Raw genomic sequence first — 24094 nt, 5'->3', positions numbered from 1 at the left:
ATATAGTTCTTGAAAATCATACAATTTTTTTCCGATAAAAATAAAGCGATTTTGTAATTTAATTATTGCTTCTTTACGGTTTTCTATGTGCTTAATTGCTGAACGAAAATCTACATCAGCATCTAATACAAAAACACTTTTTATTCCATTATTTTGCTTTTCGTATATTTTGGAAAGCAGGATATATGGTATCAAATTATCTTTATCATGTAGATTAATAATTCTGGACGGAATTTGAGATGTATATTTCAGAAAAAGATCTGAAAATAACATCATTTCTTCTTCACCTTCTACAGTTATAAACGGAGTAGAGAAAATATTTAATTCAAGACCAAGAGCATCTTCAATAGGTTTTAATATATTTAATTCCCTATCCTTTTGCGGGATGATAAAAGGAATAGTATCAAAAATTTTTTCCAACCAAATGTTTTTATCACTATACTTTACTAAACCTATAGAATCTAATTTATCTGTAAGTATTAAATGTTGAGAATGGGTTGAAAAAATAATATTTATTCTTTCATTGGATTTCTGTTGCAAATATTTGATTAATTTTTTCTGCCAAGCTGGATGTAAATATGCTTCAGGTTCGTCTATTAACAAAAGGCAGTTTATATTTTGAAAATATGAAATAGCTTCTATAATAAAAACTAATGAAATTAAAACCCCTAATCCTGCGCTTGCTTGTGTTAAACTTACCTCATTTCTACCATCAAAGACTACTTTAATACATTTTTCAAACTGATTTACTGGCTCACTGTTGGCACTATTTTTTTTACAATTAGATTTGTTAATTAAATCACGAATAGATTCATGTAAATTATTTAAGTCTTCTGGATCTATGTTACCGAAATCTTCAATACTAATGCCTAAAGTATTTCTAATAACCTGGTTTAATGGCCTTTTTGTCTCTTTATTAGGTTTTATTTCTCTTATTATTACTTTTAGATTTTTGTAGTCTAGTAGCAGTAGTAATGCGAGTTTGTGTAAATTGATTTGTATAATCAAAGATATTGCAAAAATAACACTAACCTTATTTCCATGAAAGATCCTTAAAGATTCATTAACATTGGATATTATTGATTTTAAAATATCGTCATTGGGTAATATTGAATTAATATTTTGGAGTTTGTCTACTATTTGAATAATTTGATCAGCACGAATACGGACTGATCGTTTATCATTATGACTGATAAGATATTGGTTTAAAGGTAATTCTATATGAACTGTTAAAAATTCAGTGTTTTCTCGAAGGTATTTTTTAGAGTCTTTAAATGTTCTCATTAATTCCGTCTTACCGCTCATATTTTCACCAACTAAAGCGAAAATATGGTTATTTTGCAGTTCATACAGAAGTTTATTTAGAGTTTCTTCACTGATAGAGTGTTCTTTTAGCATGATAAAATCCTTATTTTAAGCATTGTGCCAGAACCTAGTATAACTCATTACGGTGTCATTGCGATCGCTCAATTTTTACCTTTACCTTAGAAAACCCAACACTTTCACAATAATATAGATGATGATTAAATTGTTGGGTTTCACTGCGTTCTACCCAACCTACAGTTTGTATGGTTCGTTGGTAAATTGTAGGTTATTGGTGGGATGCAGAAATTTTCATTGTCAGAATCAGGATATCCAGGATTTGAGGATTTTCAGGATTGTTATTTGTAGGTTATTGGTGGGATGCTGAAATTTTCATTGTCTGAATCAGGATGTCCAGGATTTGAGGATGTACAGGATTGTAATTGATGAATTGTCTGTAAATATTGAAAGATGATAAAATACAGTTACACCAACAGTCAAGAAGTAACAGCAGATAATTTAATAATTTAATAATTTAACAGATAATTTATCTTATCAATCATCCCAAAGTCTCTATTTCTCATAAACAATAAAACAACAACATCCTGTAAATCCTTATTAAAATCAAGAATTTTTTGACTTTTGACTTTTGACTTTTGACTTTTGACTTCCCGAAGGGTGTCCTGGTTATCCTGATTCAGACAAGAAATATTTTCAAATATCAATAATTATAAAATTGAATATGTTATAATATAAAAGTTATCAAAATTATTAACATAATTCTATGATGACTCAAGTAATGATTCAACCCTCATACTGGATAGAATCTGGAATTGAAATCAGCAAAGTCAGAAATTTGAACTTGTTTAAATTCACTCCAGAATTACAATCTAGGTTAGAAGAACTTGCTGATAAAAATAAAGCAGGAATGTTAACTACAAACGAAGAAGCTGAATTAGCAGGAATATTAGAACTAGACAGAATTTTTACTTTATTGAATGCAAAAATAATTGCCGAATCATGACAGTTAATGAGACAACCAAAAAATTAGTCAGAGAAAGAGCAAAATTCCTTTGTGAATATTGTCATTCTTTAGAAGAAGCAAGTGCAGCATTATTTGCTATTGATCATATTATTCCTCAGTCTCTTCCTGGTTCATCAGATGACCCTGATAATTTAGCTTTAGCTTGTCAACGTTGTAACGGATATCGCTATAATTTTACAACTGGTATTGACCCGGAAACTGGAGATTTAATTCCTATATTTAATCCTCGAAAACAGAAATGGTCAGACCATTTTATTTGGTCAGCAGATGGTTTAAAAATTATTGGTATTACTCCTATAGGAAGGGCTACTTGTAATCGCTTAGACCTCAATGATGATAGGCATAATGAAGGTTCTATTATCAAAGCGCGTCGTTTTTGGGTAAAAGGTGGTTGGCATCCACCAGATGAAGATCCGCGACAAAGTTGAGAAAACCCAACACTTTCACAATAATATAGATGATGATCAAATTGTTGGGTTTCACTGCGTTCTACCCAACCTACAGTTTGTATGGTTCGTTGGTAATTTGTAGGTTATTGGTGGGATGTTGAAATTTTAATTTTCAGACAAAAAACATCTTAATCAAAAATAGAAATTACTTTAATACCAATTACTTTGTGCATAGGTTTTGTTTTCTTCTCAGTAGTAATTAACTCCTCAGCACCAACAGAAAAAGCAGCAGCTACATGAAGTGCATCCATAGCAGCTAATCCATACTGAGAAGCAATTTTATAAGCCTCTTGTACAATATAAGTTAAATCATTTGCCCAGTAAATAACATCATTAAAAAACTCTTCATAAAATTGAGATTCTTCTGTTTGCTGATGATAAACAGCTTTAGGACTTACTTCCAATCTGACAAACTCACTAGCAGCAAATACCCGTTGTGAATCTGATAGTATTTCTAATGCTTTTTCTGCAATTAAACCATTACCATTGGTTGCACTTAATAACACCCCTGAATCAATATAAGTTATGATCATTCTTCTCTACCTTGGATTCCACCTCTACGTTCTGCTAATTCTTGTTCTATTTCGTCTGCATTTAATAATGGTTTACCAGATGCAACAATTTTAGATCGAATTTCTCGCAATCTTTCACCTAAAGGCGGTTTTTTAGTTGTAGTTTTCAAGTGCAGAAAATCTACAAAATTTAAAACTTCTTCTTGTTTATCCTGGGGTAAAGAACGCCACTTTGTTAATAATTCTTGTTCTGAAATCATTGATTTTTACCTAATTAAGTTAATATTATAGCAAATCTCAAATTACATTACAACATAATATTATAAGTTTCTACTTTACCCAAATATGATGATAAATTTGTTGGGTTTCACTGCTTTCTACCCAACCTACAGTTTGTATGGTTCGTTGGTAATTTGTAGGTTATTGGTGGGATGTTGAAATTATAATTGTCTGAATCAGGATGTCCAGGATTTGAGGATGTACAGGATTGTTATTGATAAATTGTCTGTGAAGATTTGAAGAGTATAAAATACAGTTACAGTCATAGTCAAGAAGTAACAGCAGATAATTTAATAATATAACAGATAATTATTTATCAATCATCCCAAAATCATTACTTCTCATAGACAATAAAACAACTACATCCTGAAAATCCTATAATCCTGGTTATCCTGATTCAGACAAAAATCCTCATATCCCCACTTCAAATCAACAATAACATCCTGTCCTAAAATCCAGGACATCCTGATTCTGACAAAAAAATCCTCAAATCCCCACCTCAAATAAACAATAACATCCTGAAAATCCTATAATCCTGGTTATCCTGATTCAGACAAAAAAATCAGATTGATACTGTATAATAAATATATCTTTCTCACCCTAATTTTCTAATCCTTGCCAAATCCCTAAAACCTACTCCTAATCATAGATAATAAAATCACTAACCAAGGTATTGTTAAATCAGGAATTAACCAAGCATAATTTCTTAAAAAAGGTATTCCCATCGCTAAAATAAACCTCAAAGAACGTAAAGATACAGGACGATTTCCATTTTGATCTACAAATCCATATCTCTTCGCAACTTCAGCGACAACTTGAATTTTACCTGTGTATTTGATAATTTCAGGATCAGATGCTAAACTGGCTATAGCTCTCCCGGTAAATAACGGTGTTTCCCAATTATAACCACCACCAAATAATGTAGAATTACCATTATCTGAACTCTGTTCTTGTGCGAAACTTGTAATCTGTTCCGTACCTACAATACCTGGATAAATAGCCAAAGAAGTGACATTATACTCTTTTAATTCCTTAGCCATATCTGCGGCTAATCTATCACAAGCACTTTTGCCCACACCATAAGGTACACTAAAAATATAAGACATTCCGCCCCAGGAAGAAATAGTAAAAATAACCCCTTCTTGGCGTTTTGTCATCATCCTGGCTGCATAAATACTAGCAACATAATGACTCCGCAAACCCACATTATTAGCAGCATCCCAAAAACTCGGTTCAGATTCCCAAAAAGGTTTACCATAAGCTTGTCTTAAAGCTTGTACTCCTGCATAAACATTATTAACTAAAATATCTAATTGACCATTTTGTTCTCTTTCAATACGTTCAAAAAGTTGACGAATTTGCTCATCATCACTATGATCAACTTGAATAGGAATACAAACCCCTCCCGCTTCCGTAACTGCGGTTTCAGTTTCCTGTAAACTACCACCAAGGCTATCATTATGGTTAGGTTCAAGAGTACGTCCTGTAATATACACAGTTGCACCTGCTTCACCTAAACCGACAGCAATTCCTTTACCAATACCTCTGGTAGCACCTGTGACTAATGCAATTTTACCTACAAGATTTTTACTCATTTTTTGATGTTAAATTTTAATTAAATGACGACGAAGTAGATTTGAATATTTCTAACTCTGCTCTCACAGATAATGTTTTATAACCTAAAGCAAAAGCTTTGGCACTATCTAAGGAAACATCTTTTGGTCTTGGTGCTGCCATTTTCACATCTGCTTGCAAACATGATTTTAATTGTTCACTTGGTAATTGCAACACTTCCACTAATATTTTACCAAAATCATAACGAGAAATGCGTTCTTTCCCGCCCAAATGAATAATCCCATGAACCTGTTCTAATGCTAATAAAAGTCCTTTTGCGGCTGTATCTGCGCTAACAGGTGTGCGAAATTCATCTATAAATAAACTCAGTTCTTTACCATCTTTCAATGTTTGAATAAATGGCTGAATAAAGCTTTTTGCTGTGGGTGTTTCGTTCCCAAACATTAACGGCATTCTACAAATTGCCGCTGGAGGATATACTTTTAATATACCTGTTTCAGCCTGAACTTTTTGCTCACCGTAAATATTCACGGGTGATACTTTATCTGTTTCTTGATAAGGTGGGTTTAAGCCATCAAAAACTAAGTCGGTGGAAGTAAAAGCTAAAGGTAAAGAATTATCTGCACACAGTCCAGCAATATGACAAGATGCGGTAACATTGATTGTATAAGCATCCTGGGGATAAAGTTGACAATAATTCGGTTGAGATTGGGCAGCGGTATGAATTACTGCATCTGGTTTGAGATGATGAAATAAAGTTTTTATTTCCTGAAAATCTGTTAAATCAATTTTGATAATTTTGATGTCAGGAATGTCTATAAATTTGGTAGAGTATGTACCGTAAACTTCCCATTGTTCTTGGTTAGCTATTTGGCAAAGATGCCAACCTAAAAACCCACTTGCACCCGTAACTAACAGTTTTTTCATCAGTGAGAAATTATATCAATATCTCCCATTTTCATCTCAGCGTACTCTGTGACTCTGTGGTTTGTTAAAAATTATATAGCAGATGTCATTAAGATGAGTCAAGAAAGGGATTAGATAAATCAGACAGTGCCAGACTTTTAACTGAAGTCACCTGCTGGTTTTGGATGCCAATAGTTCCTGAAATCTTTGATCATTGCGAATTTTATCAAAATCTGAGTCTGTTTTTGCCAAACTGATGTATTTTTCAGGTACAAATTGAATGGCTTTTTCTAGATTTTCCAGTGCCAGTTCGACATTATTTTGTAAGGCATAATTACAAGCTTTGTTATAATAGGCTTGGTGTAAATTAGGCTTAAGGCTGATTGCTTGATTGTAGGAAGCTAAAGCTTCTTTGTAGCGGCGTAATTTTGTCAGGGCAATTCCTCGATTAATCCAAGCTTCATCTTTATTCGATTGAATAGCGATCGCTTCATCATAAGCTTTAACGGCATCTTCATAGCGATGCAAAGCTGTGAGAGCGTTTCCTCGATTATACCAGGCTTCATCTTTATTCGGCTGCAATGCGATCGCTTTCTCGTATGATTCCAAAGCCTCTTCATAACGATGTAAAGCTATCAAGGCATTGCCTCTATTCACCCAAGTTTCCACACTGTCAGTTTTCAGAGATATGGCTTGATTATAGGATGCCAGAGCCTCTTTGTAGCGATTGGTATCTAAAAAATTATTACCTTGATTCAATAAATTTTTAGCTTTTTGGCTATCCTCTACTTCTGTTAACAATTGAGTCACATTGCTTTCTTGTACAACTTGCTTGGTAATTTCTGATGATGATATCGTCAAATCACCACAGCCAATTGTCAAAAAACTGATAAATCCACAGGCAATAAAGCATCGCCTTACAACCATACTGCACCTACAAAACTTATAAGATGATGTTATGACTTTCTGAATCTCAAAAATCGTATCGAAATCAACCAAAGTATTACTAATTATCTGTTGTTTTATTCAGGAATAAATAAAGATTTGGATAATTTTTCCTTAAATCATAACTATGATATCATCTTTAGGTACAATTAATCAATTAATTTACAAAAGCTGTATCTTTTTTAATTGCAGTCCTGATTATCACTGTCATCTACCTTGAAGTTACACATTGAGGTAAGTAGGGGCTTTTTCTTCCCCACACCCCACAGCCCCAGATGGTCAGGCATTAGCTGAATACTGACAATAAGAGCTTAATTTTTCTTCACATTTCCCGGTTTCCTCGTTCTCCTTAGCTGACAAGTATTACGCAGCGTTGTAGTTCACCTGGTGGGGATTATTCCTGGTGAACAAATACCATGAATGTCTATGTTTTTTGGAACTATGAGATCATATAAAAACTCAACCACATTCAAACAAAGTCTTAACAGAGATGGAACAACAGCGTAAATCAACGGTTATAATCACAGGCGCATCTTCTGGTGTCGGTTTGTACGCAGCAAAAGCTCTAGCCGCGACTGGTCAGTGGCACGTGATTATGGCCTGTCGGAATCTGTCAAAAACCGAAGAAGCAGCCCAAACCGTAGGAATACCGAAAGATAGTTACACAATTATACATATTGACCTAGCTTCTTTAGACAGTGTGCGCCAATTTGTCAAGGACTTTCGATCCACTGGCAGGTCTTTAGATGCTTTAGTTTGCAATGCGGCAATTTATATGCCTTTATTAAAAGAACCGTTGTGGAGTCCTGATGGATACGAATTAAGCGTAGCCACCAACCACCTCGGCCATTTTCTGTTGTGTAACTTGATGTTAGAGGATCTGAAGAAATCTTCCACCTCAGAACCCAGACTGGTGATTTTGGGAACAGTCACACACAACCCGAACGAGTTAGGAGGAAAAATTCCCCCTCGTCCAGATTTGGGAGATTTACAAGGTTTTGAAGCCGGATTCAAAGCACCTTACACAATGATTGATGGTAAGAAATTTGAACCCGTCAAAGCTTATAAAGATAGCAAAGTTTGTAATGTGTTGACCATGAGAGAACTACATCGACGCTATCACGAGTCCACAGGTATCACCTTCAGTTCTCTTTATCCGGGGTGTGTAGCCACAACAGCCCTATTCCGTGACCATTATCCACTATTCCAGAAACTCTTCCCCATCTTCCAAAGATACATCACCGGCGGTTTTGTCTCAGAAGAAGAAGCTGGAAAAAGAGTAGCAGAAGTAGTTGCCGATCCTGCATACAATCAATCTGGGATGTATTGGAGTTGGGGAAATAGACAGAAGAAAAATGGTAAGTCCTTCGTTCAGAAAGTTTCCAACGAAGCCAGCGACGATGCGAAAGCAGAGCGGATGTGGGAACTGAGTGCCAAGCTGGTGGGACTAGCTTAACAAATCCTTGTTTCCTTCTCCATAAAAAATAAATTTACGAAGAATATAGTCAGGAGTTAAAAGTTAGCAGCAGAGCGACTTTCTCCTGACTTGTTAATATAGCAGGTGATAGGTGACAGGTGACAGGTGACAGTAATTAGGGGATAAACTGATAACTGACACAGTCAAAGGAGTAAATAGTTATTTAGGTGTAGGTTGAAGTTTTACAAATCTAAAATCTAAAATCTAAAATCTAAAATCTAAAATCATACAAGTATTTAAACACAGAAAAAATGACTATTGAATCTCATAATTCTTCTCATCCACCAGGTTTAGAACCACACCTAGATCACGATTTACAACCAGATGACTTTGACGGTGGTGCTGGTGACAATGTACTCACAGCAGAAGATTTGGCCGCAAAACAAGCTTTAGCAGCCATTTCATCTTTACAATCTCTACGACATATAAATACGCTCAAACAAGCCACATCTAGCTCTAAAGAACATTCTAGCAAGCAGTTGGCAGTTAAACCTAGAGCCTTAATTTTGACTTTATTAGCGATCGCTCTGACTTTTATTGGTCTTGCTATTAATAATTCCTTCCTGGGTATTTTGGGAACTTTAGCAACTCTGGTTTTATCTATAGCCATGCTTTTACCTTGGGTGCAAAAAGTGATCCAAGAATGGTTTTCCCCGGAAGATAGAGCGGTTTTTATAGCTGTAATTGGTTTGAGTGTAGCTATTTTTGGCTTATTCAGATTTACTGGTGTGGGAGATACTTTTCTGCGTTGGGGAAGAAAAATTAACTGGGATGCTGCGGGAACCCTAGCAGACTGGTTTGGGGCTTTAGGACAAATTTCTATCGCTATTATCGCCGTTTATGTAGCTTGGCGACAGTATGTAATTTCCAAAGACTTAACCATTCAACAAAACCTGCTGACAGTCCAGCAAAATATTATTACTCAGCAACAAACCATAGATTCTTATTTCCAGGGAGTTTCTGACTTGGTACTGGATGAAGAAGGATTATTAGAAGATTGGCCACAAGAAAGAGCGATCGCCGAAGGACGCACCGCTGCTATTTTTAGTAGTGTCGATGGTAGTGGTAAAGCTAAAATTCTCCGTTTTCTTTCCCGTTCCAAATTACTTACACCATTAAAACGCGATCGCCGTTTAGGTAGAGCCATTCTCGACGGTATAGGTGGCTACGCTGAAGACCGTTTAGAAGGTGTGCGGGTCATAGATTTAGGCGTAATGTTAGCAGGTGCAGACCTGTCTAACACAGATTTACGTTGGACTGACTTAAGTGAAGCTAATCTCGTGCGTGCTAACCTCAGCGGTTGTGATTTAGTCAAAGCCAACCTTTCCCGCGCCATCTTATACGATGCTAATCTCAGTCATGCTGATTTAAATGGCGTGCGTTTCTTTTATGGTTCATTAGAAAAAACCTCACCCCGCAGTCGCACCGAACCACCTGATTATCAAACAGGAGAACACACCGGCGCAGTCGTGGAAAATGTTGATTTTAGCAACGTACAACGGATGTCCGAATCAACCCGTCAATACTGCTGCGCTTGGTGTGGGGAAAAAAGCAGAGGAACTATTCCCGGTGGTTGTGCAGATATTCCTAACAAATTGGGACGGTAAATAGGTTTAATTATGTTGACTGATTTACTACTGCTTAAATATTTCATCAACAGGAATTTGATAACCGTTAGCAAACCTATTTGTCATATTTGCAGCCCCAGTAATCGCCATTAGTTCACCAAACATTTGATCAGTCATTCCCTTATTACGCGCCGCCGCTGAGTGTGAAGCAATGCAATATTCACAGTTATTTGTCACACTCACAGCGATGTAAATTAATTCTCTCATTAATGGATCTATTTCCCCAGGGCCTGCCATTATTTCCTTGAGGTTTTCCCAAGTGCGTCGCAGAGTCGGAGGATGATTAGCTAAAGCTTTCCAGAAATTATTGATATATTCAGTTTGGCGTGTAGCGCGAATATCGTCATATACTGCACGCACTTCTTCGTTCGCGTCTTCGTATTCGATTAAGTTGGTCATAATATTGAAGTAATTAGTTTTGTCAATTGTTTATTTAATATCATAAATAGAGTCATTAATACTAGCTTGTAGTGAAAATGTTTATTTCTTCAAACCGATCAAATGATTAAATTGTAGATACTGAGGATTAGATATTTTTAGCATTCTTTCTGGAATATCATGATTATCAATTATTTTTTCTTGTGTAGGTCTTTTAGGAATGTTAATATCCCTGATGGTAACAAACCGATAAACATAACTATCAATAAACTTTGTTTGTCCCCAAAACTCTTTACCAATTTTCTTAAAATATTCAACAAAACACTTTGCACCTTTAAGCTGCTGAATAATCTTCCATTCTGATGTAGTTGTTACCTTTGCTTTCATTTCTATACAGAGAATAACTTTTTTCCTGTCAGTATCAGCAACAATGATAAAATCAGCCCGCTTACACTCACCCTTTGAACCATTAAACACTGCTTCTGGTGCAGGAAATTTATCTGCTTTAATTACAATAACTTGATCTTCATCTGGCATTCCACGAATTGTTACAAAACAGTTGGGTAGATCAGGTTCCTCAAGAATCAATATCTTCTTACCATTGCTATCATCTTGTAATGGTACTTTGGCAGTATCTTTGATCATCTCTTTCAGGATAGCAATATCCGACATTAATCTTCACCCCAGACAATTTCTTCCTGAATCCGGTTCATAGTTTCAATAGTTTGATCAAAGCTGCGAGCTTCAATACCTAATTCTGGATTAATTTTTGCTGGTATTAGGGTTTGTCCTTTAGTTTTTTTTGCCTTACCCTCTACTGTTGTTCCTGGTGTCATTGTCTCTTCTGCAATATAGACTTTGATTTTTTCAGAAGAGATTAGTTCTACTGGTTGATAACCTTCTTGTTGAGCAATTCGCTGGAGATGGGGCTTATCATGATTGAGCATAATCAGGGTATTTAGTTCTTTAATAATGTAATCACTATGGGTAGTGATAAAAACCTTAATACCCAAGTTAACCAGACGAGCAAAAAGCCGTGCGACTCGGCGTTGATTTTCAGGGTGTAGGTTCAGTTCAGGTTCATCCACCATCAGCAAATCTCCATGCTGGGCTTCGTGTCTTAGGTAAAAGCCTATGTCTAGTAGAGAACGCACAGCACTAGAACTTTCACTTATAGAAAGCTTAACTCGTTTTCCCTTTGGCACATAATAGAGTTCATCGTTGCGATTGACTGTGTACTCGCCACCGATAATGTCAGCAAAATCAGCTAGTACATCGGGATGGTTTTCTGTAATGAAGCTGCTTTTTTTGACAATAGTTTCTAGCTGTCGAATAAAATTCACATTCGTCTCTATTGGTAGGGCGTAATCTCCATAATCTTTTAGCAGAAGTTTCATGCGATCAATTTTCTGGCCAGCTTGACTAATTTCTTCATACAAGCGATTACGCTCAAAATTCAAGTCTTTACGAAAAATAGCTGCACCTGTTCTTTCGCTACTAGCGATGAAAGGACGAGGGAAAAGCGGATCAAAAATTATATCTTTCAGTGCGCCGGCAATAATATCCTCAATGATTTCAGTAGGAATTTTTACATTTTCTTGTTCAACTAGCAGAGTAACAACTAATTCTGTGCTGTCTTCACTTTTGGTAATAGAGAAAAGTGATACTTCTCCAGAGCCTATTTTTAAATTATATTTGCTGTCTAAAAGAATCTTTTGAGTGTCCAGGCTGATTTGAAACTCTGTGTCTTTAAATCTTTCTATTGCTGCTGCCAAAACCTTTGGCAATTCCTTAGTATATGCTTGACAACCTTGAAAAACAATTTGCTCAACCTGTTTCACATATTCTTGTATATCAAGACGAATTACTCCATCAGCCAGTAGTTGCTCAATCTTATTGCTGTTGATTTGGATCGAAAACATTCGCCGCCAAGTATACAAGAACCCAAATAAAGCATAAGTAGCATAGGTTTTGCCCGTATTGTTGCTACCACAAATGATCGTTAAGTCGCCAAGTGTGAATTCGGCTTGTTTTAAAGCACCAAGATTTTTGACTTTAATTTTCATTGCCGTATCCTTTAGCATTCGCGTTGACGTGCCATTGGCAATCATCCCTTATCCTCATTCTCTAAACTATGCCTGAGCGTTAACTTTTCAATCATATCCTTATCGACATTGAGAGGAATAACTAGATTTTAGGATAGATTTGCGATCGCCAGCTTTTAAGACTTAGGCAATAGCTTTTTAAAACTCTTATTCCTTTCTGTTCTTGATTTCTGAAAAAATAGACAGTAAACCAAATATAAATCTATTTTTAACCCAAACCAGGACATCTTAAAAATGAGCAACAAAATCCGCGCTGTAATTGTTGACCCCAATGTACCAGGGCGCTTGGCATTGAGTGAAGTAAATGCACCAATACCAGCCGCAAACGAAGCATTAATCAGAGTAGCATCAATATCACTCAATCGTGGAGAAATTAGACGTGCTTCTACGGCTCAGGCAGGTTGGCGGCCTGGTTGGGACTTAGCAGGTACTGTAGAAACTCCCGCAGCAGATGCTTCAGGCCCAGGCCAAGGAACACGGGTTGTAGGTTTTCTCCCTTTTGGTGCTTGGGGAGAACTGGTATCTGTACCTACCCACTCTCTCGCGGAAATACCTCCCTCCGTATCCTTTGCCCAGGCTGCTACTCTCCCCGTAGCTGGTTTAACAGCCTATCATGCCCTCAAAAAAGGTGGTTTGCTCTTAAATAGCTCAGTATTAATTACAGGTGCATCCGGTGGTGTTGGTAACTTTGCTATCCAACTAGCGCGGTTAAGTGGTGCAAAGGTGGTAGCACAGCTGCGTCAACCTCAATATGAACCTATCGTCAAAGCAGCAGGAGCCCATCACATCGTTATCGGTGAAGATATATCACCCGCCCAGGAATATGGACCATATCATTTAGTTGTAGACTCTGTGGGTGGTAATGTTCTGGGAACAGCCCTTGGTTTATTAGCACAAAATGGTTTGGCTGTGGTGTTTGGAACTACCGCAGGACGAGAAGTAACTTTTAATGCTGGCAATTTTTACGCCCTTGGTGGTGCGAGTCTATACGGTTTTATTTTATTCCATGAACTGAAATGGGAATCTGCATCTGTGGGGTTAAAATTGTTAGTAGAGCTAGTAGAATCTGGTCAATTGCGTCCACATATTGATATAGAAGCACCTTGGACAGAAATTGCTAATATATCCCAACAACTGACAGATAGACGCTTTCCGGGAAAAGCAGTTTTACACATTGCTAACTGATAGAAATCGGGCTTTTTTAAAATCAAGCTATATGTAAGCATTCAGCTATCAGTAATCAGCCGTCAGCTAGTAACATCCAGAGCAAAGATTTAGAAGCATTAATTGAAGCATTAATTTAAGGCAAGTTAAACGCTCCTCATTTGTTCTCATTCTTTGTATTTCAGTCTTTAAAGCTGACTGCTGACGGCTAATTGCTGAATACTTACAAAGATGATTTATTTCAACTTTCTTGAAGTTTTTGGTAATCTTGTGGCGTATCAATGTCAATTGCACCTGAAGGAAAGGGAATACTAAAAACGTCTTTAGAGTAGGTTTTAATTAATTTTTTTGCCCCTACATCTTCACTCAAACCGGCTAATTCTGAAAAGAAAATCTGGCTAAATAAAACAGGTACTCCTAACGTATCTGCATATTCACAAGCAATGATGGTTTTTTTGGAAGTATGGTATGCTGTGACTAGCTGATTAATTATTTCATGAGCAAGAAAAGGCTGATCACAAACAGTAATTACTGCTGCATCTAAAGTAGGATAATTATCTATCAAAGAGACAATTCCGCAGCGAATTGATGCACTCATTCCCAAATGCCAATCTGGGTTTTCAACTATTTTAATAGTAGGTGTGCTAATTTGAGAACGGATATTTTCTGCATTTGCACCCAAAACTAATATTACAGGATTGCAAACCGATGCGATCGCACTTTCAATTGTATGGCTAAGTAAACTTTTCCCCTGATAGGGTAATAGTTGTTTCGGTGTTCCCATGCGAGTTGATGCACCTGCGGCCAAGATGATAATACCAATATTTGATTCAGTCATTCGATTTTGGATTTTAGATTTTAGATTTTAGATTTATTTCACTGATAAATCCGGGTTTTTCTATCATAAAAATAGTGTTTATGTGTTCATGAAAATGCCATCATCTCATTGCTCAATTTTAACTTCCTGCATTTGATTTCGTTGGTTTATTGATTGATGACGATTTCTCAAAAAACCACCCTGACGGTTTTTTAGTATAGCTTGAATTTCTGCAATTATAGATAACGCTATTGTTTCTGGTGTATTTGCACCAATATCCAAACCAATGGGAGCATATAACTTTTGTAATTGTTGTGATGTAAATTCTCCCACTTCTTGTTGTAAATCTGTGAGTAATTTTTCAGTGCGTTGCTTTGAACCTAAACAACCTAAATACATTAAATTAGATGGAATTAAAAGTTTGAGAATTTCTTAATCATCCAAATAATTATGTTTCATCATTACAGCAATAGCATTTTCATTGATAGATATCTGTTTATGGAGAATTTCTCGACGAGTAATAATGACCTCATCAGCCATAATAAAACGTCCTTTAGTGCGCTCAATACCTCGACATTCAAACACAGTAACTCGCCAACCTAAAGCTTTAGCAAAGTCCGCCACGGGGACAGCATCAAGTCCAGAACCAAAAATTAGGAGGTTGGGAGGAGGTTGAATAAATTCAATAAAAACACTAACTTCACCTGAAAAAAGTTGATATTTATGAAAACTCGAACATTGATTTTTCAATCCTACTTGTGCATCTTTGTTGAGGCTTTGATTTAAACTAGATTCATTAATATTACTATTTATTTTACCATCATACTTGAGAATTAAACGTTCTCCTACCTGAACATTAACTGCACCTTCCACACAAAAAACAGTAGCGATAATTCCTGGTTTTTGCTTGCTCAAACATTCATCAATAAAAACTAAAGGGTTAAGTCGATCATCTTGATGAAGACGCTCAATTAAAACATCTATCACACCATTACAACCTAAACCAAATCCCCAGATAATATCTTCATCAACATTTGTGTCATAAGTCACGACTTTAGGCTTACCATCTGTCATTAAGCGGGTATGCTCAAACACATCATTTTCTAAACAGCCACCGCTAATAGTTCCCACTATTATACGTGATGCTTTCATCAACATTCTCGCCCCTGGTTGACGATAGGTAGAACCTTGAACATTGACAACAGTTGCGAGAAATAATTCTTCGCCATTGTGTTGATTGTATATAAATGATGTAATAATAGAGTATATTTCTTTCATATTGACGACCTCAAAATCCTGTTATTAAAAATATCATGAATAGAAGATTGAGCAAAAAAGTTGCCATTATTGGTGCTGGACTGGGAGGTTTAGCGGTTGCGATCGCACTCCGCAAACTGGGTTATGATGTGCAAGTCTATGAAAAAGCACAGGATTTTCGGCCTGTTGGTGCAGGTTTAGGCTTATTTCCCAACGGTTTAAATTTCCTGGATGCAATTGCACCGGGAATAGTAGAAACTATCAAAAATTCAGGTTGTGTAGTTAAGACATCTGTTTTGAAAAATATTCAAGGTGAAACCATCCGCGCTAACCCAGCCAATAGCTATCAAGATAAATATAGTCAACCATTAACTACTGTTTGGTGGTGGCGTTTACAACAAATTCTCGCATCTCAATTACCTGCTGAAAATATTCATCTCAATCATCGTTGCATCAATTTTGAACAAGATGAACATAGTGTCAACATATTTTTTGAGAATGGAAAAAAGGTGAGTGCAGATTTGCTAATTGGATGTGATGGTATCAACTCCGTCGTCAGAGAAACTTTAATTGGAGATGGTAAACCCCGTTATTTACAAAGTATGTCTTGGCGGACGGTAATTAAATACAACCAAGAGATAATAAATCCCGATGAAATAGGTTTTGTAAAAGGAAATAATCAAGATTTCATGTTTCTTGTCAATGCAGGTGAAGGCGATATTTCCTGGGTATATCGTCGATTTTCAGCAGATATGGTGATTTCAAAAAATGCAGAAGAGGCTAAATCTCGTGTTCTTTCTAATATAGCTGATTGGGGAGAATCATTGCGATCGCTTGTGGAAGCAACACCAGCAGCACAAATATCAGAAAATCCCATGTTTGACCGCCTACCTCTCAACTCCTGGACTCGTGGTAGAGTAACATTATTAGGAGATGCTGCTCATCCTATGTCTCCCTCCCTAGGACAAGGAGCAAACAGCAGTTTTGAAGATGCTTATGAACTTGCATTGTTCCTATCTCAATCATCCACCATTGAAGAAGCTTTAACTAACTATGAACAGCGACGTATTCCCCGTCTACAACTAATACAAAATCGTAGTTTTTTAGGAGAAATGGGTTATTACGCCACTGACAGAGAAGCAATTGAAAAACAAATGCAACAACAATCAAATATGACTAACGAAGAATTTCAAAATTGGCTGCTTAACTACAAACCATCTCAACTCATAAATCCTGTAAATCCTTAAATCCTGGACATCCTAAAAATCCGCGTTTATCCGCGTTTATCTGCGTTCACCCCTTGACAAAAATCATAACTTCTATTATGCTTATGTTATGGGTGGAAAAGAGTGCGCCCATATATAACGTATTTTCAATTACCAAGATAATTTTTTCCAACCACCCCTACCTTCATCATCAGTTGGAAAATAATTGAAAATTACATCCTGAAAATCCTTAAATCCTGGAAATCCTGATTCTGACAATCACAACCTTCACCACCGACAAACAACTAATCAACAACATCCTATAAATCCTTAAATCCTGGACATCCTAAAAATCCGCGTTCATCCGCGTTTATCTGCGTTCACTATTCAAACATCAGGAAAATAATCACCATTCAAAATTTCTTCAGGAGTAAAAGGACATTGTTCCGGGAAAGTTGCACTCGGTAAGCCTGTTTTTTGAATAGCTTGTTTCCTCGCTTTCAGATAAACAGAATCTAAACAGCTAAGAAAATAATTGTATAGAGTTTTCGACCGACAAGAAAATTCTAACTCATCTCGAAAATTAGAAATCTCATTTTTCCACCCGCGTTGACAAAATTCTCTTTCACTGTCCCAATAACAATAAAGCAGAAGATGAATTAATAAATGCTTGAGATAACTTTCTACTTTTCGTCGTTGTTCAATTCCCAAAGCTTCAATCTCTTCCGCTAAATGGTGCCAATCTAAATTTTCAATATCTTGATTTTGTAATTGTTTGAGAGTAGTTTCTATCCACAAATAATAATCTTCTTCATACAGGTTAGGTTGAATAGAGGAAAATATTCTTGTAGTCATACCTTAACCTTAAAACAGTATACAGAATAATTTTAACGTTATTTGTCTGAATCAGGACACCCTTCGGGAAGTCAAAAGTCAAAAGTCAAAAGTCAAAAAGAAAAGATTTATAGGATGCGATCGCAACATGGCATAACTCACAGAAAAACTCTCTCCATCTGTCTTTCCTTCGTGTTCTTTGTGTCTACCCTTCGGGAACACCTCCGGTGAACGTGGTTCATTATCCTGAAAAATCAACCTGAGTTTTTCAAAACCCGTTATATATGGGCGCACACTTTCCCACCAATAACATAATCATACAATAGCCTTTGAATCTTGTCAAGACTTAACCATAACTTTCTGAAAACTTCTTTTCCCTTCCTTTGCGTCTACCCTACGGGAGCTCCTGACGGAGATTGCGTCTTTGCGTGAGAAAAAAAGAAACTTTCCCACACAAAAACACCACTAAATCAACTTATCAGGTGTTATCGGTAACTCCCGCAGACGCTTACCTGTAGCATGAAAAATAGCATTAGCGATCGCCGCCGAAACACCAGTAATGCCAATTTCCCCCACACCACGTACCCCAGCCCGGTTAAAATTCAAATCCGGTTCACCCACAAAAGTCACATCAATTCTGGGAATATCTGCATGGGTAGGATAATGATAAGTAGCCAGATCATAAACCACCGGATAACCGATATCCGGGTCAAAAAGACACTCCTCCATCAAAGCTTGTCCAATACCCATAATCACACCACCACGGATTTGAGAAGCCGCAGTTTTACTATTCATAACTTGGCCAATATTCATCACCGACACCCAGCGCGTCACCTTTAACCTGCCGATCTCCTCATCCACACTCACCTCACAAAAATGAGCGCCCCAGGACTGGAAAGCCCATTTTTTAGCATCTTGACTAGGAGCAGAAGAACCAGTAGCTTCAAAAGCAGCCCGTTGGGACTGACGCAAAGTTGCAAACGCCTCCTGGGCATTTTTCGCCTGGGCAGTTTTCAGCACTTCCTCACAGGCCACCATCACCGCAGGGACAAGGGTAGCTGTCATTTGTGAACCACCAGCCATACCCCCGTTGGGGAATAAAGAGTCACCTAATTCCACCCTGACCTTTTCTACAGGTAGCCCCAAGCCATTTGCTGCTGTACTGGCAACAATGGTATATGCACCAGTACCCATATCATTACCACTGGTGAGGACATGGGCAGTACCATCGGCTACAAGTCTAACTTTCACTGTTGCTGTACTTTGTAAACCAGGAAAAGTTGATGCAGCCATACCCCAACCGATGAGTTTACCATCACGGTTGAGCGATCGCACTTTTTTCGGTCTATTGTGCCAACCAAATTGTTCCGCACCCACCCGCAAACATTGGGCAAAATGTTTCGCAGAGAAAGGTAAGTTGGTCTTTTGATGTTCCTTAGTTTCGTTTTTTAAACGTAATTCTACTGGATCAATGCCCAACTCCCAAGCCAGTTCATCCATTGCTGACTCTAACGCCCACAAACCGGGATTTTCTCCAGGCGCACGCATAAATGTGGGTGTGCCGACGTTCATCACTCCTATTTCCTGCCAAGTCCGCAAATTCGGTGCAGCATACATAGCAGCCGTGATATTTGTACAGGGTTCAGTAAAAACATCGACAGCAGAAGTACAAGATTTAGCCGTGTGTTCAATGCCCTGTAAACTCCCATCAGCATTTGCAGCTAAACGAACTATTTGCTCGGTTTGGGAACGATGTCCAGCATTGGCCGTCATTTGCCGTCGGCTGAGAACAACTTTTACTGGACGCTGAAGTTTACGCGCTGCTGCTGCACAGAGAATACCATGCGGCCAAGGAAAAGCTTTAGAACCAAAACCCCCGCCTAAAAATGGTGTAATAATCCGTACTTGCTCAGGTGCTAATGCGAAGAGTTCTGAATATGTGCGCTGGCTACCAGCTACCCACTGAGTTGGTTCATAGATAGTCAGGGAATTGGAATTTTGCCAATGGGCAATAATGGCATGAGGTTCCATCGGTGCGTGCAGTTCCGTAGCAGTTGTGTAGGTGGCTGTAATTTTAGCTGCTGCACCTGCCATAGCATCTGTAAAATTCCCGTTAGCAAAGCTCCCCTTTTCAAATTTCATCTCTTCCCCAAACATGGAAGGAGCATTTTTATAGGTAGTTTGCTTTGCATCTACAATCGGCTTTTGGGTGGTATATTCGACCTTAACTAAATTAGCGGCATGACGCGCTCTTTCAAAGGTATCTGCTACAACTAAACCAATAATTTGCCCAGCGTAGTGAATTTGGTCATCAGCTAAAGGTAGCCGAGCTTCGTAAATTTTGGAATTAATGAAATTATTACTAGGCTGAGAAATTTTCGGCGCATTTTTATGGGTGAAAACTGCAATTACCCCTGGTGCTTTTTCTGCGGCTTGGGTGTTAATATTTTTAATTTTTCCATTGGCAATGGTAGCAGTTACTAAATAACCATGAACTAAATTGGGAATTTGATGTTCGGCGGCGTAGGTTGCTGTACCTGTTACCTTTGCTAGTCCATCTTTCCGGTTAATGCCAGTCCCAGTTAATGTAGTCATGCGATACCTCCACCTTGAGCCGAAACCGTGAGAGCGCGACGAATTGCTCGTTTTGTGAGTTCAACTTTATAACCGTTGTGAGCTAAGGGTTTTGCATCTTGTAAGGCGATATTTGCGGCTTGGGTAAATGTGGAAATATCCGCAGGTTTACCAATTAAAAACTTCTCAGCTTCTGTAGCTCGCCAAGGTTTATGTGCGACTCCACCCATTGCTAAACGGACATCTTTAATTCTGTCTCCAGCAATTTCTACAGCGGCAGCTACAGATATTAAAGCAAAAGAATAGGAAGTGCGATCGCGCAGTTTTAAATAAACTCCTGATTTGGCAAAAGCTAAAGGCGGTAAAATAATAGAAGTAATTAATTCACCTGGTTCTAAATTTGTATCCCGTTGTGGTGTATTTTCTGGTAAACGGTGGAAATTAACAAAAGGAATTTGTCGTTTACCTTTTAGTCCTTCTACTTCCACTACCGCATCTAAAGCCGCCAAAGCCACACACATATCCGAAGGGTGAACGGCCACACATTGCTCACTCGCACCAAAAATAGCGTGCATCCGGTTTACCCCTGTTGCAGCGGGACAGCCGCTTCCCGGTTCGCGTTTATTGCAGGGAAAAGCAGTATCATAGTAGTAGGGGCAACGAGTTCTTTGCAGGAGATTTCCGCCGACGGTAGCCACATTGCGAATTTGTTGGGATGCACCGGAAAGTATTGCCCTGGTTAAAATGGGGTAATTGCGGCGAATTTCAGCATGATCAGCTAATGCTGTATTTGTCACCAATGTACCCACCCGCAAACCGCCATTAGGCATTTTTTCGATGTTTTGCAGTTGCAAACGCGAGATATCAATTAATTGTGATGGTTCGTCCAGAAAAGCTTTCAGGCGATCGACTAAATTTGTGCCACCACCAATAAACCTGATATTTTGATCAGCCGATGCTCGTTTGACAGCATCATTGATCGAAGTAGCACGAACATAAGTGAAGTTATTCATGATGCTTCCATCTCCCTAGATTCACTGACCATAACATTTGCCATTGGGGAGGGGGGTGTTTGTCCAATTGCCTGTTGGACTGCGGCGACAATGCCGTTGTAAGCACTGCATCGACAAAGATTACCACTCAATCGCTCTTTAATTTCCGCTGCGGAGAGTTGAGCTAACTGGGGAGGACTATTCAAATCTGCTGTAATATAACTAACACAGCCTCGTTTTACTTCCTCTAGTAAAGCCACAGCAGCACAAATTTGTCCTGGTGTGCAGTAACCACACTGAAAGCCATCGTTATCAATAAAGGCTGTCTGCATGGGGTGGAGAGTATCCCCTGTTGCTAGTCCTTCAATGGTGACAATTTTTTTACCTTCCTGCATGACTGCCAAAGACAGGCAAGAATACACCCGCTGACCATCAATAAGAACTGTACAAGCTCCACATTGTCCATGATCACAGCCTTTTTTACTACCTACCAATCCCAAACGTTCCCGCAAGGCATCAAGGAGTGTCACACGCGGCTCAATAGTTAAATCTTGTTGCTTACCATTGACATTCAGTGTCACATTCATCTCACCGTTGTCTCCTGTTTGAGTTTCTTTGGCTACACTGGCTTGATTGAGTAATGCAGGAGCAGCTATCACTGTTCCGGCTGTAGTCAGTGCCTGTCCGAGAAAACCACGGCGGGATGTTTTCCCACGCTCATGTTGAGGTTTTTCCATGATGATTGGTTTATTCTGGTAAAGTCAGGATTTCTACTCCATCTTCTGTGACAGCGATGGTATGCTCAAATTGAGCAGAAAGTTTGCGATCGCGTGTTACCGCCGTCCAACCATCACTCAACATCTCTACTTCATAAGTTCCCTCATTAATCATCGGCTCAATGGTAAACACCATCCCTGGTCTGAGCCGCTTACCTCTGCCTCTGATTCCATAGTGGGGAATATCTGGTGTAGTGTGGAAAATATGACTAATTCCATGTCCGACAAAATCCCGCACCACGGAAAAACCTTCAGCCTCAGCATACTCTTGAATAGCCGCCCCAATATCCCCAATCTTGGCATCTGGTTTCACTTCGGCAATACCTAGCATTAGACACTTTTGTGTCACTTCCACTAACTTCTGCACTTTGGGAGTCGCATTACCCACGATAAATGTTTTGGAAGTATCGCCATGATAGCCATCAACAATGGGTGTCACATCAATATTAATAATGTCACCTTCTTTGAGTATTTGTTTAGGATGGGGAATACCGTGACAAATCACCTCATTCACACTGGTACAAATTGACTTAGGATAGCCCTTGTACCCCAAAGGTGCGCTTTTTGCTCCGTGGGCTTTTGTCCACCGTTCTGCTTCGTCATTGAGTTGCTGGGTACTTACCCCTGGTTTCACCAAAGGTTCTAAATGTTGTAACAACTGCGCTGCCAAACGTCCAGCCCGACGCATTTTTTCTATTTCTCGTTGGGATAAAATAACTATTGGTTCGGTTTTCATTTACTGCTCTTTTGTTAAAAATATAGTTAACCCTGTTTTTGCAGCCCTGCGTGCAGCATCTGCCACCTTCAGGGTATACAAGCTTTGTTCCGGGGAGACATACAAAGAAGTACCATGAAAAAGATGGTCTAATACCATTTTCGTATCTTTGGCAAATAATCCCCGACGACTACCCACATCAATCAAGCTTGTTGCTTCTGGCTGGACAAAAATTCCTGTGTCACCATCCAGAACTAATCCCCCTTTTTCGCCATTAATTTCCATCTTCCTTTCTGACTGCCAAAGGGTTTCGCCTTTACCATAAATCACTTGCGCTAACAAGCCATTGGTAAAACACAACTGAGTCGATACCAAACAAGTTTGATAATAATTTTCTTCTATTTCCCAATATCGCTGGTGACAATTGACGGTGAAAACTTCACCAAACAAATCTGTGAGCCGATGTAAGCGAGATAGCGCACCAATGAAGGGAAAGCCGAAAAGCTCATGGTTATAAGTCCACTTGCGCGGTGCTGGATGTTCTGGTTTGACGGTGCTGTAGCGGATATAAAACAACTGACCAAGTTGGGATAAATGTTGTTTTAAGGCTTGATGCCAACCACCCAATAGTTCAATATGTTCAACGTGCAGCAATTTATTTTCGGCTTTGGCTAAAGCAATTAATTCTTCAGCTTCTTTCACATCAGTTGATAATGGATACTCAACAATCACGTGCTTACCATTTTTCAGGGCTGCACGAGTAATTTGACCATGATCTCGATTAACTGTGGATACCACAACTAAATCTAAATCTTCTCTCTCCACTAGCTGTTGCCAAGAATTCATCACCTCAGTTTGATATTCTTGAGCCAAAGCTGCTGTCTTTTCAGGGGTATGTCCGGCGATCGCTACCAAATGTGTGCGTGGATCTTGCCGCAATGCCTCAGCCCGCAGTTTTGCCGCATACCCAGTACCAACTAAACCCACCCGCATAGTTGTATTTGCCAAAGGTGCATTGGAATTATACATGATGTTCAGCAGTTCTGTTTTTCTGGGTTTTTAGATGGACAGAGCCAATTGTGTCATCACTGAATTATTTACATACAGTGCATCAGCATTCTACCAAAAAGAGGGTGTGGGGAGATGGGGAGCAGGGGAG

23 protein-coding genes and 1 pseudogene are annotated in these 24094 nt (G+C 38.4%); 6 read left to right on the top strand and 18 right to left on the bottom strand.

The features are described from left to right. The coding region (locus A0J48_RS20995) for an AAA family ATPase (RefSeq protein WP_200326538.1) at positions 1-1398 on the bottom strand (1398 nt) is incomplete at its 3' end. Between the two features lie 688 nt (positions 1399-2086). Between A0J48_RS20995 and A0J48_RS20990 the strand changes: the two genes are divergently transcribed. Both A0J48_RS20990 and A0J48_RS20985 read left to right on the top strand, forming a co-directional pair. Further along, positions 2087-2326: a hypothetical protein gene (locus tag A0J48_RS20990; RefSeq protein WP_168505043.1), complete on the top strand. Its 240-nt coding sequence runs from the start codon at positions 2087-2089 to the stop codon at positions 2324-2326. Beyond that, complete coding sequence (locus A0J48_RS20985) at positions 2323-2775, top strand: HNH endonuclease (protein ID WP_200326537.1); 453 nt, start codon at positions 2323-2325, stop codon at positions 2773-2775. The genes A0J48_RS20990 and A0J48_RS20985 overlap by 4 nt, the downstream gene beginning before the upstream one ends. Positions 2776-2924: 149 nt before the next feature. Here A0J48_RS20985 and A0J48_RS20980 read toward each other — a convergent pair whose 3' ends face one another. The 5 genes from A0J48_RS20980 to A0J48_RS20960 all read right to left on the bottom strand — a co-directional run bounded on the left by A0J48_RS20980 (position 2925) and on the right by A0J48_RS20960 (position 6995). After that, positions 2925-3329 (bottom strand): type II toxin-antitoxin system VapC family toxin, encoded by a 405-nt coding sequence (locus A0J48_RS20980; RefSeq protein WP_200326536.1) that lies wholly within the window; start codon positions 3327-3329, stop codon positions 2925-2927. Further along, positions 3326-3568, bottom strand: a complete 243-nt coding sequence (locus A0J48_RS20975) for a DUF2281 domain-containing protein (protein WP_200326535.1) — start codon at positions 3566-3568, stop codon at positions 3326-3328. Before A0J48_RS20975 ends, A0J48_RS20980 begins: the two co-directional genes overlap by 4 nt. Positions 3569-4213: 645 nt before the next feature. Continuing rightward, positions 4214-5182: an SDR family NAD(P)-dependent oxidoreductase gene (locus A0J48_RS20970; RefSeq protein WP_200326534.1), complete on the bottom strand. Its 969-nt coding sequence runs from the start codon at positions 5180-5182 to the stop codon at positions 4214-4216. A gap of 16 nt (positions 5183-5198) precedes the next feature. Next, positions 5199-6089 carry an SDR family oxidoreductase gene (locus A0J48_RS20965; protein WP_200326533.1) on the bottom strand — a complete coding sequence of 297 codons (891 nt, stop codon included), beginning with the start codon at positions 6087-6089 and terminating at the stop codon, positions 5199-5201. Positions 6090-6236: 147 nt separating this feature from the next. Beyond that, a complete protein-coding gene (locus A0J48_RS20960; protein WP_200326532.1) occupies positions 6237-6995 on the bottom strand; it encodes a tetratricopeptide repeat protein in 759 nt (252 codons plus the stop codon). Between the two features lie 508 nt (positions 6996-7503). Here A0J48_RS20960 and A0J48_RS20955 point away from each other — a divergent pair. Together A0J48_RS20955 and A0J48_RS20950 are read left to right on the top strand one after the other, a co-directional pair. After that, positions 7504-8469 (top strand): protochlorophyllide reductase, encoded by a 966-nt coding sequence (locus tag A0J48_RS20955; protein ID WP_200326531.1) that lies wholly within the window; start codon positions 7504-7506, stop codon positions 8467-8469. Between the two features lie 272 nt (positions 8470-8741). Next, positions 8742-10097: a pentapeptide repeat-containing protein gene (locus A0J48_RS20950; RefSeq protein WP_200326530.1), complete on the top strand. Its 1356-nt coding sequence runs from the start codon at positions 8742-8744 to the stop codon at positions 10095-10097. Between the two features lie 27 nt (positions 10098-10124). Here A0J48_RS20950 and A0J48_RS20945 read toward each other — a convergent pair whose 3' ends face one another. The 3 genes from A0J48_RS20945 to A0J48_RS20935 form a co-directional block, all read right to left on the bottom strand. Beyond that, positions 10125-10517, bottom strand: a complete 393-nt coding sequence (locus A0J48_RS20945; RefSeq protein WP_200326529.1) for a carboxymuconolactone decarboxylase family protein — start codon at positions 10515-10517, stop codon at positions 10125-10127. An 81-nt stretch (positions 10518-10598) separates the two neighbouring features. Beyond that, complete coding sequence (locus A0J48_RS20940) at positions 10599-11141, bottom strand: hypothetical protein (RefSeq protein ID WP_234301060.1); 543 nt, start codon at positions 11139-11141, stop codon at positions 10599-10601. A gap of 26 nt (positions 11142-11167) precedes the next feature. Continuing rightward, a complete protein-coding gene (locus tag A0J48_RS20935; protein WP_200326527.1) occupies positions 11168-12562 on the bottom strand; it encodes an AAA family ATPase in 1395 nt (464 codons plus the stop codon). 273 nt (positions 12563-12835) lie between these two features. On the opposite strand from A0J48_RS20935, the gene A0J48_RS20930 reads away from it, so the two are divergent. Then, entirely contained in the window at positions 12836-13786 is a 951-nt protein-coding gene (locus A0J48_RS20930) for a zinc-binding dehydrogenase (RefSeq protein WP_200326526.1), read from the top strand. Between the two features lie 220 nt (positions 13787-14006). On the opposite strand, the gene A0J48_RS20925 is transcribed toward A0J48_RS20930, so the two are convergent. Both A0J48_RS20925 and A0J48_RS20920 read right to left on the bottom strand, forming a co-directional pair. Next, on the bottom strand, positions 14007-14603 hold the full coding sequence (locus tag A0J48_RS20925; protein WP_200326525.1) for a nucleotidyltransferase family protein: 597 nt from the start codon (positions 14601-14603) through the stop codon (positions 14007-14009). A 105-nt stretch (positions 14604-14708) separates the two neighbouring features. After that, positions 14709-15860: pseudogene (locus A0J48_RS20920) on the bottom strand (XdhC family protein). 35 nt (positions 15861-15895) lie between these two features. Between A0J48_RS20920 and A0J48_RS20915 the strand changes: the two are divergent. Continuing rightward, the gene (locus A0J48_RS20915) at positions 15896-17086 is read left to right on the top strand and encodes an FAD-dependent oxidoreductase (RefSeq protein WP_200326524.1); all 1191 of its coding nucleotides are present in this window, start codon (positions 15896-15898) and stop codon (positions 17084-17086) included. A gap of 345 nt (positions 17087-17431) precedes the next feature. Here the strand turns inward: A0J48_RS20915 and A0J48_RS20910 are convergent, their stop codons facing one another. The 7 genes from A0J48_RS20910 to A0J48_RS20880 form a co-directional block, all read right to left on the bottom strand. Further along, complete coding sequence (locus A0J48_RS20910; protein ID WP_200326523.1) at positions 17432-17899, bottom strand: DUF29 domain-containing protein; 468 nt, start codon at positions 17897-17899, stop codon at positions 17432-17434. Positions 17900-17977: 78 nt separating this feature from the next. Then, a complete protein-coding gene (locus A0J48_RS20905) occupies positions 17978-18172 on the bottom strand; it encodes a hypothetical protein (RefSeq protein WP_200326522.1) in 195 nt (64 codons plus the stop codon). A gap of 171 nt (positions 18173-18343) precedes the next feature. Then, positions 18344-20473 carry a xanthine dehydrogenase family protein molybdopterin-binding subunit gene (locus A0J48_RS20900; RefSeq protein WP_200326521.1) on the bottom strand — a complete coding sequence of 710 codons (2130 nt, stop codon included), beginning with the start codon at positions 20471-20473 and terminating at the stop codon, positions 18344-18346. After that, positions 20470-21465, bottom strand: a complete 996-nt coding sequence (locus A0J48_RS20895) for an FAD binding domain-containing protein (RefSeq protein WP_200326520.1) — start codon at positions 21463-21465, stop codon at positions 20470-20472. Before A0J48_RS20895 ends, A0J48_RS20900 begins: the two co-directional genes overlap by 4 nt. After that, on the bottom strand, positions 21462-22181 hold the full coding sequence (locus tag A0J48_RS20890) for a 2Fe-2S iron-sulfur cluster-binding protein (protein ID WP_200326519.1): 720 nt from the start codon (positions 22179-22181) through the stop codon (positions 21462-21464). The genes A0J48_RS20895 and A0J48_RS20890 overlap by 4 nt, the downstream gene beginning before the upstream one ends. 10 nt (positions 22182-22191) lie before the next feature. Continuing rightward, a complete protein-coding gene (gene map, locus A0J48_RS20885; RefSeq protein ID WP_200326518.1) occupies positions 22192-22956 on the bottom strand; it encodes a type I methionyl aminopeptidase in 765 nt (254 codons plus the stop codon). After that, positions 22957-23964 (bottom strand): Gfo/Idh/MocA family protein, encoded by a 1008-nt coding sequence (locus tag A0J48_RS20880; RefSeq protein WP_200326517.1) that lies wholly within the window; start codon positions 23962-23964, stop codon positions 22957-22959. Positions 23965-24094 lie beyond the last annotated feature (130 nt).

It is taken from the genome of Sphaerospermopsis aphanizomenoides BCCUSP55 (assembly GCF_001586785.1).
Lineage (GTDB): Bacteria > Cyanobacteriota > Cyanobacteriia > Cyanobacteriales > Nostocaceae > Sphaerospermopsis_A > Sphaerospermopsis_A aphanizomenoides_A.
This window is presented reverse-complemented; position numbering and strand designations above follow the sequence as displayed.